We start from the raw sequence: 15,643 nt of genomic DNA on the forward strand, positions 1-15,643 counted from the left end.
AGGAGGAATATGGCAAATAGTATTAATAGGAGATTATATAGTTGATGGAAGATATAATGCGTGGACTTATCAAAAGTTTTTTTTAAAACCAGGAACAAAGTTCTTAAAACCAAACCCATATATTACTTTAACTAATCCTTCAACAAGTAGAGAAATAATTGTTACATCTTATTATAATCAAGACAATAATACAGCAGTTGCCACTTCTGGAAGAGGATTTACAAGAGATGGCCGTGTAAAACCGTCAGTTGCTACTGGAGGAATTGACGTACTTACAACTAAGCCTGGAGGAGGAACAACTACTGTTACTGGTTCTAGCACAGCTACTGCAGTTTTAGTAGGAGCAGTAGCATTAATAGTACAATGGGGTATAGTTGAAGGTAATAGTCCCGCATTATATCCAGTTAAAATAAATACTCTTCTTATATCTGGAACTAGAAAGAGACCGGGAGATATATACCCTAATCCTGTATGGGGGTATGGCATATTAGATTTAGTAGAAGTATTTAAAAATGTTCGCTCTCTTGATAATAGTTTAAATAAAATTCATGAGAATAAAAATGAGGTAGTGGAATTTAGTAAAAATATATTTATAAAAATCCCAAAAGAAATTTATACAAGGTTAGAATAATGCTCTCTAGATAACCTTATGGATTAAGATAAGGAGGTTCTATTTATGAAAGAGCATAGAGAAATTATAAATCAAACTCAGCAAACTCTAAATAATAACTTACTGGAATGTGGGAAATTGTATTTAAATGATAACTATGAGAGTTATATTGCTAGTTATGTTGGTGATATTGTAAGCGAGCTTAGCAATATAGAGTATGCTTGTGCTTTTATTGTAGGGACTAATATGGCAGTAGTTGTTGTTGAAAAAGGAAGAGTAAATGATTTAAGAAGTGCATCTAAGACTATAGTGTATTTGGAAAGAAATAATCTATATTCTCTTAGTGAATTATCTCCTATTGATACTGCTAATATTTCTAACTTTCATGAAAATCCTTATTTGACGTTACGGGGTACAGGTGTAGTTATAGGAATGTTAGATACAGGAATTGATTATTTAAATAAAGAGTTCATTACAGAGGATAATAAAACAAGAATAATAGAAATGTGGGATCAAACAGTACAAGACGGCCCGCCTCCACAGGGGTTTCCTTATGGAACAAGATATACTAGAGAACAGATTAATGAAGCTATTAGTGCACAAGGTAGAGGTGAAAATCCTTATGCTATTGTACCTGAACAAGATACTATTGGTCATGGAACAGAAGTGGCAGGAATTGCTGGTGCAGGAGGCCGTGCAGGAGTAACAGGAGCAGCACCAGATTGTGAGTTTGTAGTTGTAAAGCTTAAGGAAGTTAATCCAGCTGTTTTAGAACAATTCCCTAAAATAGAGACGACTGCTCCACAATATCAAACTAGCGATGTGCTTATGGCATTAAAATATCTATATGAAACTCAAATAAGATTAAATAAGCCTATGGTTGTATGTGTAGCTATAGGCTCAAATTATGGAGGACATGATGGAAGTGCTCGAGTAGAAAGATATATAGATTCTTTCGCATTCAGAAGTGAAATTGTAGTAGTAGGTGGAACTGGAAATGAAGGAGATGCAGCAAACCATACTAGTGGAAGGTTTACACAAAGTGGTGAAACTATAATAGTTGAATTACAGGTAGCTGATGATCAAATAGGAATAGAGGTAAACTTATGGTTTAACAGGCCAGATAAGATATCTGTAGGTATAATTTCTCCAAGTGGAGAAGCTTTAGAAAGAGTTCCAGAACAAATAACAGTAATCACAGGTTTTAAATTTACATTAGAAGGAACTACTATTTCTATATTATACGATTATCAATTTGATATTACAGGGGATGAACATGTATCCATTGAGTTTAGCAATATTAGAGGAGGAATATGGCAAATAGTATTAATAGGAGATTATATAGTTGATGGAAGATATAATGCATGGACTTATCAAAAACTTTTTTTAAAGCCGGGAACAAAGTTTTTAAAACCTAACCCATATACTACTTTAACTAATCCTTCAACAAGCAGAGAGATAATTGTTACATCTTATTATAATCAAGATAATAATACAGCAGTAGCCACTTCAGGAAGAGGATTTACAAGAGATGGTCGAGTAAAACCATCAGTTGCCACTGGAGGAATTGACGTGCTTACAACTAAGCCCGGAGGAGGAACAACCATTGTTACTGGTTCTAGCGCAGCTACTGCAGTTTTAGCAGGAGCAGTAGCATTAATTGGACAGTGGGGTATAGTTGAAGGAAATAGTCCAACAATATACTCACCTAAAATAAATACTATTCTTATATCGGGAACTAGAAAGAGACCAGGAGATATATATCCTAATCCCGTATGGGGGTATGGTATATTAGATTTAGCAGGAGTATTTGCAAATATTCGCTCTCTTGATAATAGTTTAAATAAAATTCATAAGAATAAAAATGAGATAGTAGAGTTTAGTAAAAATATACTTATAAAAATTCCAAAAGAAATTTATACAAGGTTAGAATAATGCTCTCTAGATAACCTTATGAATATAAGATAAGGAGGTTCTATTTATGAAAGAGCATAGAGAAAGTGTGAGTGAAGTTCAACAAGAATTAATAATTAGTTTGCCACAATGCGGTAAACTATATTTAGATCCTGAATATGAAAGCTATATTGGAGAATATATTGGAGATGTGGCAGGTCAACTTAATAAGATAGATTATGCTTGTGCATTGGTCATTGGCGAATTTACAGTAATAGTAATCGTTAAAAGTGGAAGGGTAAGTGATTTATTACGTGATGTACCAGCTATAATAAACTTAGAGAGAGATGAATTATATTCTCTTAATATATTATCGCCTATCAATACAGCTAATATTTCTATTTTTCATGGAAATTCTTATTTAACATTACGAGGTACAGGTGTAGTTATAGGAATGTTAGACACAGGAATCGACTATTTAAATAGAGAATTTATGACAGAAGACAACAAAACAAGAATAATAGGAATATGGGATCAAACTATACAAGAAGGACCATCTCCAGAAGGATTTCCTTATGGAGCGGAATATTCTAGGGAACAGATAAATGAGGCTATCGCGGCTCAGGCTAGAGGAGAAGATCCTTATGCTATTGTTCCTCAAAAGGATGATAATGGCCATGGAACTGAAATAGCAGGAATTATCGGTGCAGGAGGTAGGGCTGGAGTAACAGGGGCAGCACCAGATTGTGAATTTTTAATTGTAAAACTTAAGGAAGCTAGTAGAAGTCTTACCGAACAATTTCCACAAGTTAATGTGGCAATACCAGAATATCAAAGTACTGATATACTTTTAGCACTAAAATATTTATATGATACTCAAAGAAAACTAAATAAACCTATGGCTATATGTATAGCTTTAGGTGCAAATTATGGAGCTCATGATGGAAGTTCTCGAGTAGAAAGGTATATAGATTATTTTTCAGTTAGAAGTGGAATAGCAGTAGTTGGTGGAACTGGAAATGAAGGAGATGCTGCAAATCATACTAGCGGTGTATTTACACAAACTGGAGAAACTAGAATAATTGAGCTACAAGTAGCGGATGATCAACTTGGAATTGAAGTAAATATATGGTTTAACCGACCAGATAGAATTTCTGTAGCAATCATTTCTCCAAGTGGAGAAATACTGCAAAAAATTCCGGAAAAATTAAAGGGGGTAGTAACTTTAAAGTTTACACTGGAAGGAACGATTGCTACGCTATTATATGATTACCCAGAAGAAGTCACTGGGAATGGGCATATATCTATTGGCTTTACAAATGTTAGAGGTGGAATATGGCAGATAGTTTTAGTAGGTGAGTATATAGTAAATGGAAGATATGATGCATGGACTTATCAAAAGGATTTTTTAAGACCGGGAACAAAATTTTTACAACCAGATCCAGAAGTTACTTTAACTATTCCTTCAACAAGCAGAACTATAATTGTTACTTCTTATTATAATCAAGATACTGGCACAGTTGTACCAACCTCTGGAAGGGGATTTACAAGGGATGGACGAGTAAAACCATCAGTTACTACTGGAGGAGTTAATGTGCTTACCACTAAATCAGGAGGTGGAACAACTATTATTACTGGATCTAGTGCAGCTACTGCAGTTTTAACTGGGGCAGTAGCATTAATATTGCAGTGGGGTGTAGTAGAAGGTAATAAGCCAGCGTTATATCCACCTAAGATAAATACTCTTCTTATATCTGGTACTAGAACAAGACCAGGAGATATTTATCCTAATCCAAGCTGGGGGTATGGTATACTAGATTTAAATAAAGTATTTCAAAAAATTCGCTCTTTCGATGAAGATTTAAATAGAAATATAGATAAAAAAGATAATACTATAGCATTTACCAAAAATGTAATTATTCGTATACCTAAAGAACTTTATAATGCATATAAAAGAGATAACTAGTTAAAGGTACAAAGTATATTTTGTGTTAGACAGGTCGACAGGTTTCCATGATAGCTTAGCTATCATGGGGGCTTGACGATTCATATACTTATACTGACTAGTTATTTTTTAATATATCTAATTATTAAATATAAAAACTAAATAATACCTTTAGTATAAATTAAGTAATTATAATTTAATAAATATTGCAACTAATATTTATAACTTTCTGTAAAAACAAGTTGTATGAATTAAATTTATTAATAATATAAAAAACAGTTTACTCATATGTTTACATATATTGGCATAAAATATAATTGAAGCATTTTAATTAAGGAGTATTTATATGGCTGATACAGGCAAAATAATGGTTAATGTCTATAGACAAAATAGTTATGTTCCAGTTACTGGTGCCAAGGTGACAATAACTCCAGTAGGAGGAGAAACGAGACAACAGATTGTACTATCAACTAATAGTTCCGGACAAACAGAAGCTGTTGAAGTAAGTGCACCACCTATAGAACTTACAATGGATCCACAACAAGCTGAAATGCCTTACAGTCTTTGGAATGTAAACGTTGAAGCAGAAGGATATGAGCCAGTAACTGTGGAAGGGTGTCAAGTAGTATCTGAAACTACAGCTATACAAAATTTTAACCTAGCAAATTTATCTAGAAGCAATAGAGAAATACAGATAGGAAGAGTAATAATTGTACCCGATGTAACTTTGTTCGGAAATTTTCCACCTAAAATTCCTGAAGATCCTGAGAAAGCTTTGCCACCTCCACCAACCGGATTTGTTGTATTACCTGAACCAATAATACCTGAATATATAGTAGTTCATGCAGGTGCACCAACTAATCCAGCAGCACCAAACTATAGGGTGCCATTTAAAGATTATATTAAGAATGTTGCAAGTTGCGAAATATATGCAACTTGGCCAGAAAGTACAATAAGAGCTAATATATATTGTATAATATCTTTTACATTAAATAGAATTTATACTGAATGGTATAGAGGCAAAGGATATAATTTTGATATTACAAATTCCACTGCTTTTGATCATGCATTTACTTATGGAAGGAACATCTTTGACAGTTTTGATAGGGTTGTTGATGAGGTGTTTACAACTTATATTAGAAGAAGAGGAGCAAAACAGCCGCTATTAGCTCAGTATTGTGACGGTCAAAGGGTTAAATGTCCAGGATGGTTGACTCAGTGGGGAAGCAAATATTTAGGAGATCAAGGAAAAGTGCCGTATGAAATCTTAACTAATTTTTATGGAAGTGATATTGACTTGGTTAGGGCTGAAAGAGTAGCAGGAAGTCCACAATCTTATCCAGGTTATACATTAGGAATTGGCAGTACTGGAGAACCAGTAAGAGTAATTCAAACTCAGTTAAATAGAATAGCACAAAATTATCCTTTAATACCTAAAGTAGCAGTGGATGGAGTATATGGGCCTACCACTGCAGAAAGTGTCAAAGTATTTCAAAGAATATTCAATCTTCCACAGACAGGAACGGTAGATTATGCAACTTGGTATCAAATATCAAATATATATGTAGGTGTTACTAGAATTGCTGAATTGAGAAGTAGTATGGGCATAGACTCTAGGGAGGCTAGAAGCTTAGAAGAAGAATTAAATAGAAGTAGCACATCAATATTTATTCCGCCTACACCATATAAAGGAATATGGAATGTACCAAGATTGGAATATCCAATGGATTAAAATAAATGAGAATGGTTGTGAAAAATGTAGGCATTCTTTATTTATATTTTACTATAAAATTGGTATTTTATAGTATTAGTTTAAATAGATTAGTTTAAAAACAATTATTAATATAGTGTAAATGCAAAATAAGGCATGATTTTTATCATGCCTTATTTTTTCGGGATTATTGGGATTGATTTATTAAAGTTTATCATAGTAACTATCATTTATATCTTTACAGCTAAGATTTAAATTGGCTTAATTGCAAAGATATTTAAGAGAAAATCTTAGAATATTTATATAAGTTTATAATTCAAATTATTTCTCTATAGAATAAAATCTATAAAATAATACTTGGGGAAGTGATTAAAAAATACTTACAGAATTTTATCCAATGTATAATAGTTACAATTAAAAACATTTCAATAATATTATTTTAATAAGATTTTATTATATAATTCTTATAAGAAGATTAAAATTTGATGAATAAGTCATAAAAGTTATCTTTGATTATACAATCTCGATTGAATTTTATAAGTAAAGGTTTGAAGTTCTTCGTTCAAAATATTTAATCCTCTTTCAATTTTAATTCCGTTGCATTTTATAAAGCACCTTCCAGATTTCATATACATATATTTGTTTAAGCCTATAAGTAATATAAAGATGCTGGATATGATAATAACTACATTTACAATTTTCTTTTTCATATATATTCTCCTACTTAAATAAGTAAAAAGTTGCTTATAATATATAACAATAAAATATGAATTGGATAGAAAGCATAAAAAGCGTATTTAAAACTTTTACCCTTTTCACCATTATATTTTTTAATAAATATTAAGGAAAGAAGAGAGGCGCATTGCAAGAAAACACCCAAATTTAAATTACCATTTATAAATATATATTTATAAATAGGTACGACATAAATTATATTCACAATAATCTGTGCTATAATTAGCCTTGTAAAATTATTTTTGAACAATTTAAATGCTAATATAGTTAAAACTCCATATATTCCATATTCAGCACGAAATACATAGGAAGATGTAACTATAGCTGATACAACTATAAATTTTAATATATTATTTAATAGTTGATTTTTAGAAAATTCATAGTCAGTAGCATATAGTGCCATAAGTCCAATGAATAATGTAAAAAATATATTTAAATAAGTCATGTGAAAGGCTAGCATATAAGGTACTTGGGAGACTAAAGCAAAAATAAAAAGTCTTATTGAATATTTTTTAATGCTATGGGTATGTATATAACCTTCTGTAATTAAATAAGCGAATATAGGAAAAGCAATTCTTCCTATAACTCTCAAAAGCAAATATTGTGGAAATAGAACAGAGCCTATGTGATCTATAAGCATACAAATACAAGCAATTAGCTTTAAGTGAAAACTGTTCATAAATATCACCTCATTTATAAATTTTTAAATCCAAATTAGAATAACACTATTATAAGGTTGAAGGTAACAAGTTGCATAGTAAGAAAATAGAATTTACAATCTTAATTAATGGAGAATTGGAAGTGGAAGATTATAGTTAATTATCAGAAGAGTATGGAATTTTTTTAATTTATTTGTTTTCTAGAACCTATTATTTTTATGATGTAATGTATATTCCCTAATAAAGAAAAAAATCCTTTTATATATTGTTAATATTTTAAATATATTCATAGTGTATAGGAATAATAAAATAAAAGTTTTGCATTTTACTATCTGTAAAAAACTGATTTTTTGTAACATCGATTAGTAAAAATACAATTTAAAATAAAACAGAACCCTGACAGTTAATTATGATTCTGACCTTAAGATATAATATTTTTAGCATTTATTCTAAGTTTAAAGTATCAATCAATTTAGCTGCTTCTTCTTTAGATTCACATATTCAAAAGCAAGTAAATATACTAAACATACTATAAAATACACAGCTATAAGTCCAAGGAATAATGTAAAGAATATATTTAAGATAGATGATTTAAGAGTGAGCATATAAGGTAGCTGAGAAATGAATCTAAAGACTAGTAGTTGAATATTCTTTTAAATTTTTGAGCATGATAATAATCTTTTGGAAAAATTGGTTACAATAGACTCCTATTGCTTATAATAAAATCCTTCTGAAAATATGTTAATATTGATTTATAATATAATAAATAAAGATTTATAAGAGGTGAAAATTAATGGAGAAGACAATTCTAGTTGTTGATGATGAAGAAAGTATAAGAAAATTATTAGGAGCTTACTTGTCGAAAGAAAAATATAATGTTATTTATGCAGTAAATGGCGTGGATGCTCTAAATAAATTAAAAAATGAAGAGGTTCACCTTATAATTTTAGATATAATGATGCCTATCATGGGAGGATTTGAAGCATTACAACTTATAAGGCAAAGTTATGATATTCCTATTATAATGCTCAGTGCAAAGGAAGAAGAACAAGATAAACTTTTAGCTTTTGGATTTGGAGTAGACAACTATGAAACTAAGCCTTTTAGCCCTAAGATATTGATAGCAAAGGTTAATGCATTGATCAAGAGAACTTATGGCAGTGAAGTTAAAAGTGAAGATGTGTATGACTTTGATGGTTTGTGCATAAATGAGAAATCACATATAGTAACTGTGGATAAATTAGAAATTTCTTTAACTCCTACAGAGTTTTCTTTGCTTATGTACTTTGTAAAAAATAAAAATATTGTATTAACTAGGGAACAAATTTTAGATGGAGTTTGGGGTTATGACTTTGATGGAGATTTTAGGGTAGTAGATACCAGTGTTAAAAGACTAAGAGAAAAGTTAAAGGATAAATCTAAGTTGATTCAAACAGTTAGAGGCTTTGGATATAAATTTGAGGTGAAGAATGAAGTATAATATAAGATATAAGGAAAGTATATCAACAAAGCTATTTATAATTACTACACTAATTTTTACATTATTTTTAAGCTTTAGCCTTTTAATACAAAGAATATTTTTTCAAAGTATGTATTCTAATAAGAAGAAGCAAGAAATAAGAACTAATACTGTTAAGTTTTCTCAGAAATACGATAAACTAAAGAGCTATGAAGAGTTGACAGTACTTATGAAAGAATATGAGGAGAAATACAATACATATTTAGCAATAGTAGAATATAAATATGAGTTTACTATTACATTTAATATTGAAATAGCAGGAGAAGATAATAAAAGAGGTAAATATGTAAATCAAATCCTACACGAGTTAAACACAAATGAATTGTTAAGAAGTAAGCTTTTAAAGGAAAAGATAATTGTATTTTCAGCAGAGACTACATATAGTGAGAATAAAGATTTAGTTTGTATAAAGTTAGACGATAATAAACTTATAATAGGGACTACATCGCTTCAGCCTATTGATGAAGGTATTAGTGTTATAGAGGAGTTTTATAAATATTTCTATGTAGTAGCAATATTTATAATTTTAGTGTTGTCTTTTATATATTCTATAATGATTACTAATCCTTTAAGAAGAATAAACGCAACTGCAAAGAAAATGAGTAATTTAGATTTTAGTGAAAAATGTGAAGTAGTATCCCAAGATGAAATAGGCAATTTGGCAATAACATTAAACTTCCTTTCAGAAAACTTGTATCGTGCATTATCTTCATTACAAAGAGCAAATATCCAGCTTCAAAAAGATATAGAAAAAGAAAGAAAAGTAGAAGAGGTTAGAAAAGAATTTGTAGCAGCAGTATCACACGAGCTTAAAACTCCTATAACTATAATTAAAGGTTATATAGAAGGCATTAAGGATGATGTATTTTCAGAGGAAGAAAAAAATGAATCCTTAGATATAATCTTAGAAGAAACTAATAAAATGGGCAAGCTTGTAAAGGATATGTTAGATTTATCTGCATTAGAAAGCCATGCTACAGAACTTAAATATGAAATATTTAACCTTAGTGAAATGATAGAAAAAAATATAAAAAGCTTAAACAATGAAATAAATGATAAAGATATAACCATTGATAGAAACTATATTTCTGATGTTTATATAAAAGCAGACAAATTTAGAATAGAACAGGTTATAACTAATTTTTTAACTAATGCTATAAGACATACGGAGCCTTTGGGACTTATATGGGTATCTATGAATTTTGAAGACAATAGGCTTAGAGTATCTGTTGAAAACAGTGCAAATCCTATATCTGATCAAGAGATGAGTAATATATGGAGTAAATTTTATAAAGCTGATAAGTCAAGAAGTAGAACTTTGGGAGGAAGCGGATTAGGACTTTCTATAGTTAAAAATGTATTAGAACTTCACGATATGGAATATGGTGCTAGAAATACAGAAAGAGGAGTAGCGTTTTACTTTTATACAGAAGTAGAAGATGTTAAAAACAATTAGCATATAATTTCTAAATATTTTTCAAAGATACCTATGAAAATTCTATTAAAATTAATGTAGTATAATTAAACTATTGAAAAAATATTTAGAATTTTGGTATTATAGTCTTACAACATAGGGAAAATTTTAGTATATATTAGCTTTATGCGAAAATATAAGTAATTTATACAATTATAGGATAAATATGCTTAGAATCATTTATCCATAAAGATGTTACTTAGAACTCTATAAGTTAAATTCAATATTTATTTTAAATACAAAGAAGGCATCTTTAAGAAAACTAGTCATTAATCTAGGATATTTATGTCATGATAAATCGTAAAAGACCCAGGATACTAGCGCTATCTATGGAACAATACTCTTTGTGTGACAAAAATATCTTTAGAATCTTTGACTAATTATTTTGTTTCAGATGCTAAGGCATCTTCAAAAAATAACTAGTTAGTATTCTAATATATTTTATGTCATACTTCATCGTAAGAACCAAAAGATAGCGCCACTATCTTTTGGACCTTACTCTTTGTCTGTCAAAAAATATACTTAGAATCTTTAACTAATTATTTTGTTTCAGATGNNCTAATTATTTTGTTTCAGATGCCTAAACATAAAATAGATGGGGGTATAAAATATGAAAGGCACAACAGTAGCTACATGGGTTAGAACATGTAGAAATTTTTATGGAGATGGTTTTATTGATGAAGCTATGATAAATGCTGGCTTTGAAAGTAATAAGATATTTTCTCCAGCAGAAGATGTTGACGAATTAAAAATTCAAAAGTTTATAAAATATATTTCAAATAATAAAGGAATAACAGAGGGGGAACTTTGGAGGAAAATAGGAAAAGACAACATATACTCTTTCTCTAAAGATTTTAAAGCATTTTTTTATCATGATAATACCTATTCATTTCTTAAGTCACTTTATGATATACATACTGTAATGACTAAAAGAATACCAGGAGCTAAGCCACCAATAGTTGATATTAAAGCTATTTCTGATAAACAAGCTATTATAACCTATTCTTCTAAAAGAAAAATGTTTGATTATTTCTTAGGAATGCTTGAAGGTAGCTTCTCTTACTTTAAAGAGGAAGCTAATTTTGATGTAATTGAAAAAACAGAAGATGGATTGAAAGTTAAAATAACTTTCAATAAAGATATTAAGTATAAAAAAACTTACTTCATAAATAAAATATTATCCTTTGGATTTGTAAAAAGCATAGGTTTCAAGGCCGCAATAGTTACATCTATAATAACATTTTTATCTACGCTACCTATTTTAGGGTTAAGTAGTATATTTAAAGGATTAATAATTTCATTAATTAGTGGAGCAAGTGCGTTTATAGGAACTTCATTGCTTATAAGGCCACTTACTCATATTGAAAAAATACTGGATAATCTTAATAATAAGGAATTTATTGAAGAAAGTATTCTTATCACGAATGATAGATTTGAAAGATTATATGGTAAGCTTAATAATCATATAAAGAATATAAAGAGTGATTTTGTAGGATTCAAAGGTATCACTGATGAGATGGCAACTTTTGCTAAAAATATAAGCACTATTTCTGAAAATATGGACAAGACTTCAGAGGAAATATCTCAAGTTGTGAATCAGGTAGCAGACACTTCTGTTGATCAAGCACAAAATACAGAAAATGCTGCACATATATTAAATGATAATATCAATGCCTTAAAGCTTATTGTTGATAGTGAAAACAATAATAAAGAGGAACTTGAAACTACAATTAATAAGATTACTGATAGCTATAAACAAGTTGATAAAGTAAGTGAAAATATATTAGAGACACTAGAAAGTTTCAAAGAAGTTAAAGTCAAAGGAACTCAATTAGGTGATAAAGCTAAAGATATTACTAATATAGTTTATATAGTATCTCAAATTTCTGATATGACTAACCTATTGGCTCTTAATGCTTCTATTGAAGCAGCAAGAGCAGGAGAACAAGGTAAAGGATTTGCTGTAGTAGCTGATGAAGTTAGAAAACTTGCTGAGCAAACTAAGGATGCAGTAGAAGAGATAAATACAAATCTTATTCAATTTGTTGATGATATTGATGTATTAGTTAAAAATATAGAAAATAAACATGATGTACTTCAAGAAGCAACTAAAGGACTAGTCTTAATAAGAGATGTAAATAAAGGAACAACTACATCTGTTAGAACTGTATCTACTTCAATGATAAAAACAATAAATGAATTAGACACAGAAGCAGAGTCAATTGCAGATATGTACAACAACATAGAATCTCTAGCAGCTATAGCAGAACAAAACTCAGCAGCATCACAAGAGGTTAGCGCAAATGTTAATCTATATACAGAAGAAATTAAAAATCTTATAGAAAGCATAAATGAATTTAAAAAAATTGCTAAATTCTTTGAAGAAGATTTAGGAAAATATAAAATATAATGAAAAGGTCCATTATCCTTAGGATAATGGACTTTCTTATATATCGGTTCTAAAATATATATATATATATATATAAATAATTGATGCTTTTTAGTATCATAACTAGATTCAATCAATGCACAATGCACAATTCGCAGTTCACAATTATGGATATTTCTCAGCAAAAGCTGAGAAATTTAAAATTAATTTCAACCATATTGTCAATTTTCCATCGTCAATTTTCAATTGATTAAGTTCCCCAGAGGCGAAAAAACTAGCAATTGTATTGCTAGTGAAAAAATCTATTAAAGAAATTAGTTTTAATCAAACTAATTTCCACCATAATTCTCAATTGTCCATTGCCAATAGTCAATTGACTAAACTCCTTCTAAATCAAATTCAGGTATAAAGCTTTCTTTCGCAGTACCTTCTTCCTGTATAAAAGCGTTTTTATATCCTAATTCTAAGCAATGACTAATAAGTGCATTATAATGTTTAGGATTTAGAGGCTTTGTTAATTCTTCAAATTTGCTACAATTATAAACTGGAGTGTATTGATTCATAAGACTTAGATAAACTTTGTGATTATAAGTTTTAAATATGTAATCTACAATTTTTTTAGAATCAAATAATAATCCAGGAAGCATTAGATGTCTTATTATAACACCATTTTTCATCATACCATCATTGTCAAAGGTAGGTTCACCTACTTGATTAAACATTTCTTCAATAGCAGAGATTGCGCTATTAAAATAGTTTTTAGCAGTAGAGTATTTTATGGCATATTTATCATTAAAATATTTTAAATCTGGAAGGTAGACATCAATATGTCCTCTTAATTTTCTAATAGCTTCTACATTCTCATATCCGTTAGAATTATATACAATAGGTAACTTTAACCCATTATCTTTAGCTAATTTTATAGCCTCAATGATTTGAGGAATATAGTGGGTAGGAGTAACTAAGTTTATATTATGAACTCCACTTTCCTGTTGCTCCAAAAATATTTCACTAAGCCTTCCAATAGAAATTTCTTTTCCTACTCCATTATGACTAATTTGATGATTTTGGCAAAAAACACATTTAAGATTGCAATTAGAAAAGAAAACAGTACCGGAACCTTTAGAACCAGAAATGCAAGGTTCTTCCCAATAATGCTTAGAAACTTTAGAAACTTTTATATTTGAATTTGAATTACAAAATCCTAGCTTTCCAACTGTTCTATCAACAGAGCAATTTCTAGGACAAAGATTACAACTTTTTAGCATATACAAATTTTCCATAGTACTTCTCCTAGGTGAAATGATTTTAGGCATGTAAAAGAAAATAATATACTAATCCATCATTTTCAATGCCTTAATATATTAAAATTATAACCTAATATAATGGAGAATGTACAATTTAAATAAAATTTAATATATAGGAAAAATCACCTCTGAAAACCATTATAGGAATCAGAGGTGAGAATTCATTTATTTATTTCCTACATTTTTTCATATAGAATATGAATGTTTGTACCACAAATATTAAGCTTATAATACCAAAGCCAGGATACAAATAGGTTATTAAATTTTTAAAACCTATTTGAGAAACTGGAAGAGCGATAAGAAGTATTATAATTACAGCTTTTTTATAAGGTATATTAAATTTTTGCTCAAGAGTTTTTCCTACGCTATATATATCTGATACTTCTGTTGAGAACATTTCACACCAAATAACAAGTAGAAGAAGAACCTGCATTAATGGTCCAAACTTGCTTGCTACATGAAGTAAAGGTATTTCATATTTAAATATATCAGGAATATTTACCAGTAACATAGAATTTATTAGAAATCCTAGTAAGGTTAATAACAATGACCCTAGTATAAGACCAAAGATAATCATAGATTTATTTTTCATTTCCTTACTTACAGGAACAAGAACTCCACTACAGGATAACATATTGAATCCTGCATATAAAAATGAGGAAATTATCCATTGGTAAGGTATTATTATATTCTTATGAACAGGTACAGTTTTCATAAATTCTAAGGACATATTATCTCTATAATATATTAAATAAAGGGTAAATACAGCAATTATAATAGTAGAAAGTGAAGGTACAATGAAAGAATTAATAGCAATTAGGCCTTTTGTATCACGAAGTAAAGTGATAAGAGAAACTATTGCCATTAAAATAATTCCAATATATTTTGGAAGTCCAAAATATTGTTTTAATAATGCTCCTCCACCAGCTAAAATGATCGCTGCACCAGCTACTAGAAAAAAACTAGTTAAAATATCAGTAATTTTTCCTAGAAAGCCAGGACTTACTAAGTTTATAAGCTCAGTGTAGGAATTTAAATTGTAACGTAAACTTATGGATACTATCATAGAACTAACAAATATATAAAATATTGCACAAATTAATAACCCAATAAAGCTTTTATATCCATATGTAGTAAAAAACTGAGTTATTTCCTGACCAGATGCTAATCCTGCTCCAACAATAGTACCCACAAAAACTGTAGCTGTTTGAAAAATTAAAGCTAGTTGTTTCTTCAAGTATATCTCCCCCATAATCTTATCTATATACTTTAAATATATATGGGGTTGTACAATTTTATTCATAAGAAAAATACTTAAGTATGTAAAATAAAATAAATATTAAAGTTATAGTATGAATTTCACAATCAAATCTATAAATAAAGCTAAAGACTTCAAAGCGA

11 protein-coding genes are annotated in these 15,643 nt (G+C 29.3%); 7 read left to right on the plus strand and 4 right to left on the minus strand.

Going from position 1 to position 15,643, the window contains the following annotated elements:
- From B3603_RS11030 to B3603_RS11045, 4 genes are all read left to right on the plus strand, one after another.
- Window positions 1-631: S8 family serine peptidase (locus tag B3603_RS11030; RefSeq protein WP_291564622.1), on the plus strand; the 631-nt coding region annotated here is incomplete at its 5' end.
- A gap of 45 nt (window positions 632-676) precedes the next feature.
- Window positions 677-2,545 carry a S8 family peptidase gene (locus B3603_RS11035; RefSeq protein WP_291564626.1) on the plus strand — a complete coding sequence of 623 codons (1,869 nt, stop codon included), beginning with the start codon at window positions 677-679 and terminating at the stop codon, window positions 2,543-2,545.
- Window positions 2,546-2,591: 46 nt separating this feature from the next.
- The gene (locus tag B3603_RS11040) at window positions 2,592-4,469 is read left to right on the plus strand and encodes a S8 family peptidase (RefSeq protein WP_291564629.1); all 1,878 of its coding nucleotides are present in this window, start codon (window positions 2,592-2,594) and stop codon (window positions 4,467-4,469) included.
- Window positions 4,470-4,794: 325 nt separating this feature from the next.
- Window positions 4,795-6,180 (plus strand): peptidoglycan-binding protein, encoded by a 1,386-nt coding sequence (locus B3603_RS11045; RefSeq protein WP_291564632.1) that lies wholly within the window; start codon window positions 4,795-4,797, stop codon window positions 6,178-6,180.
- Between the two features lie 482 nt (window positions 6,181-6,662).
- Here the strand turns inward: B3603_RS11045 and B3603_RS11050 are convergent, their stop codons facing one another.
- Window positions 6,663-6,869, minus strand: a complete 207-nt coding sequence (locus B3603_RS11050) for a hypothetical protein (RefSeq protein WP_291564635.1) — start codon at window positions 6,867-6,869, stop codon at window positions 6,663-6,665.
- 14 nt (window positions 6,870-6,883) lie between these two features.
- Complete coding sequence (locus B3603_RS11055; protein WP_291564636.1) at window positions 6,884-7,573, minus strand: TraX family protein; 690 nt, start codon at window positions 7,571-7,573, stop codon at window positions 6,884-6,886.
- Window positions 7,574-8,346: 773 nt separating this feature from the next.
- On the opposite strand from B3603_RS11055, the gene B3603_RS11060 reads away from it, so the two are divergent.
- The 3 genes from B3603_RS11060 (at window position 8,347) to B3603_RS11070 (ending at window position 12,956) form a co-directional block, all read left to right on the plus strand.
- Complete coding sequence (locus B3603_RS11060) at window positions 8,347-9,033, plus strand: response regulator transcription factor (protein WP_291564639.1); 687 nt, start codon at window positions 8,347-8,349, stop codon at window positions 9,031-9,033.
- Window positions 9,023-10,528: a sensor histidine kinase gene (locus tag B3603_RS11065; RefSeq protein ID WP_291564642.1), complete on the plus strand. Its 1,506-nt coding sequence runs from the start codon at window positions 9,023-9,025 to the stop codon at window positions 10,526-10,528. The genes B3603_RS11060 and B3603_RS11065 overlap by 11 nt, the downstream gene beginning before the upstream one ends.
- 628 nt (window positions 10,529-11,156) lie before the next feature.
- Window positions 11,157-12,956, plus strand: coding sequence for a heme NO-binding domain-containing protein (locus B3603_RS11070; RefSeq protein WP_291564645.1), 1,800 nt, complete (start codon window positions 11,157-11,159; stop codon window positions 12,954-12,956).
- Between the two features lie 356 nt (window positions 12,957-13,312).
- Here the strand turns inward: B3603_RS11070 and B3603_RS11075 are convergent, their stop codons facing one another.
- Both B3603_RS11075 and B3603_RS11080 read right to left on the minus strand, forming a co-directional pair.
- Entirely contained in the window at window positions 13,313-14,218 is a 906-nt protein-coding gene (locus B3603_RS11075; RefSeq protein WP_396151960.1) for a radical SAM protein, read from the minus strand.
- A gap of 193 nt (window positions 14,219-14,411) precedes the next feature.
- Window positions 14,412-15,494 (minus strand): transporter, encoded by a 1,083-nt coding sequence (locus tag B3603_RS11080; protein WP_291564787.1) that lies wholly within the window; start codon window positions 15,492-15,494, stop codon window positions 14,412-14,414.
- Between the last annotated feature and the right edge of the window lie 149 nt (window positions 15,495-15,643).

This window comes from Clostridium sp. UBA2485 (assembly GCF_002341865.1).
Taxonomy (GTDB): Bacteria; Bacillota; Clostridia; order Clostridiales; family Clostridiaceae; genus Clostridium_J.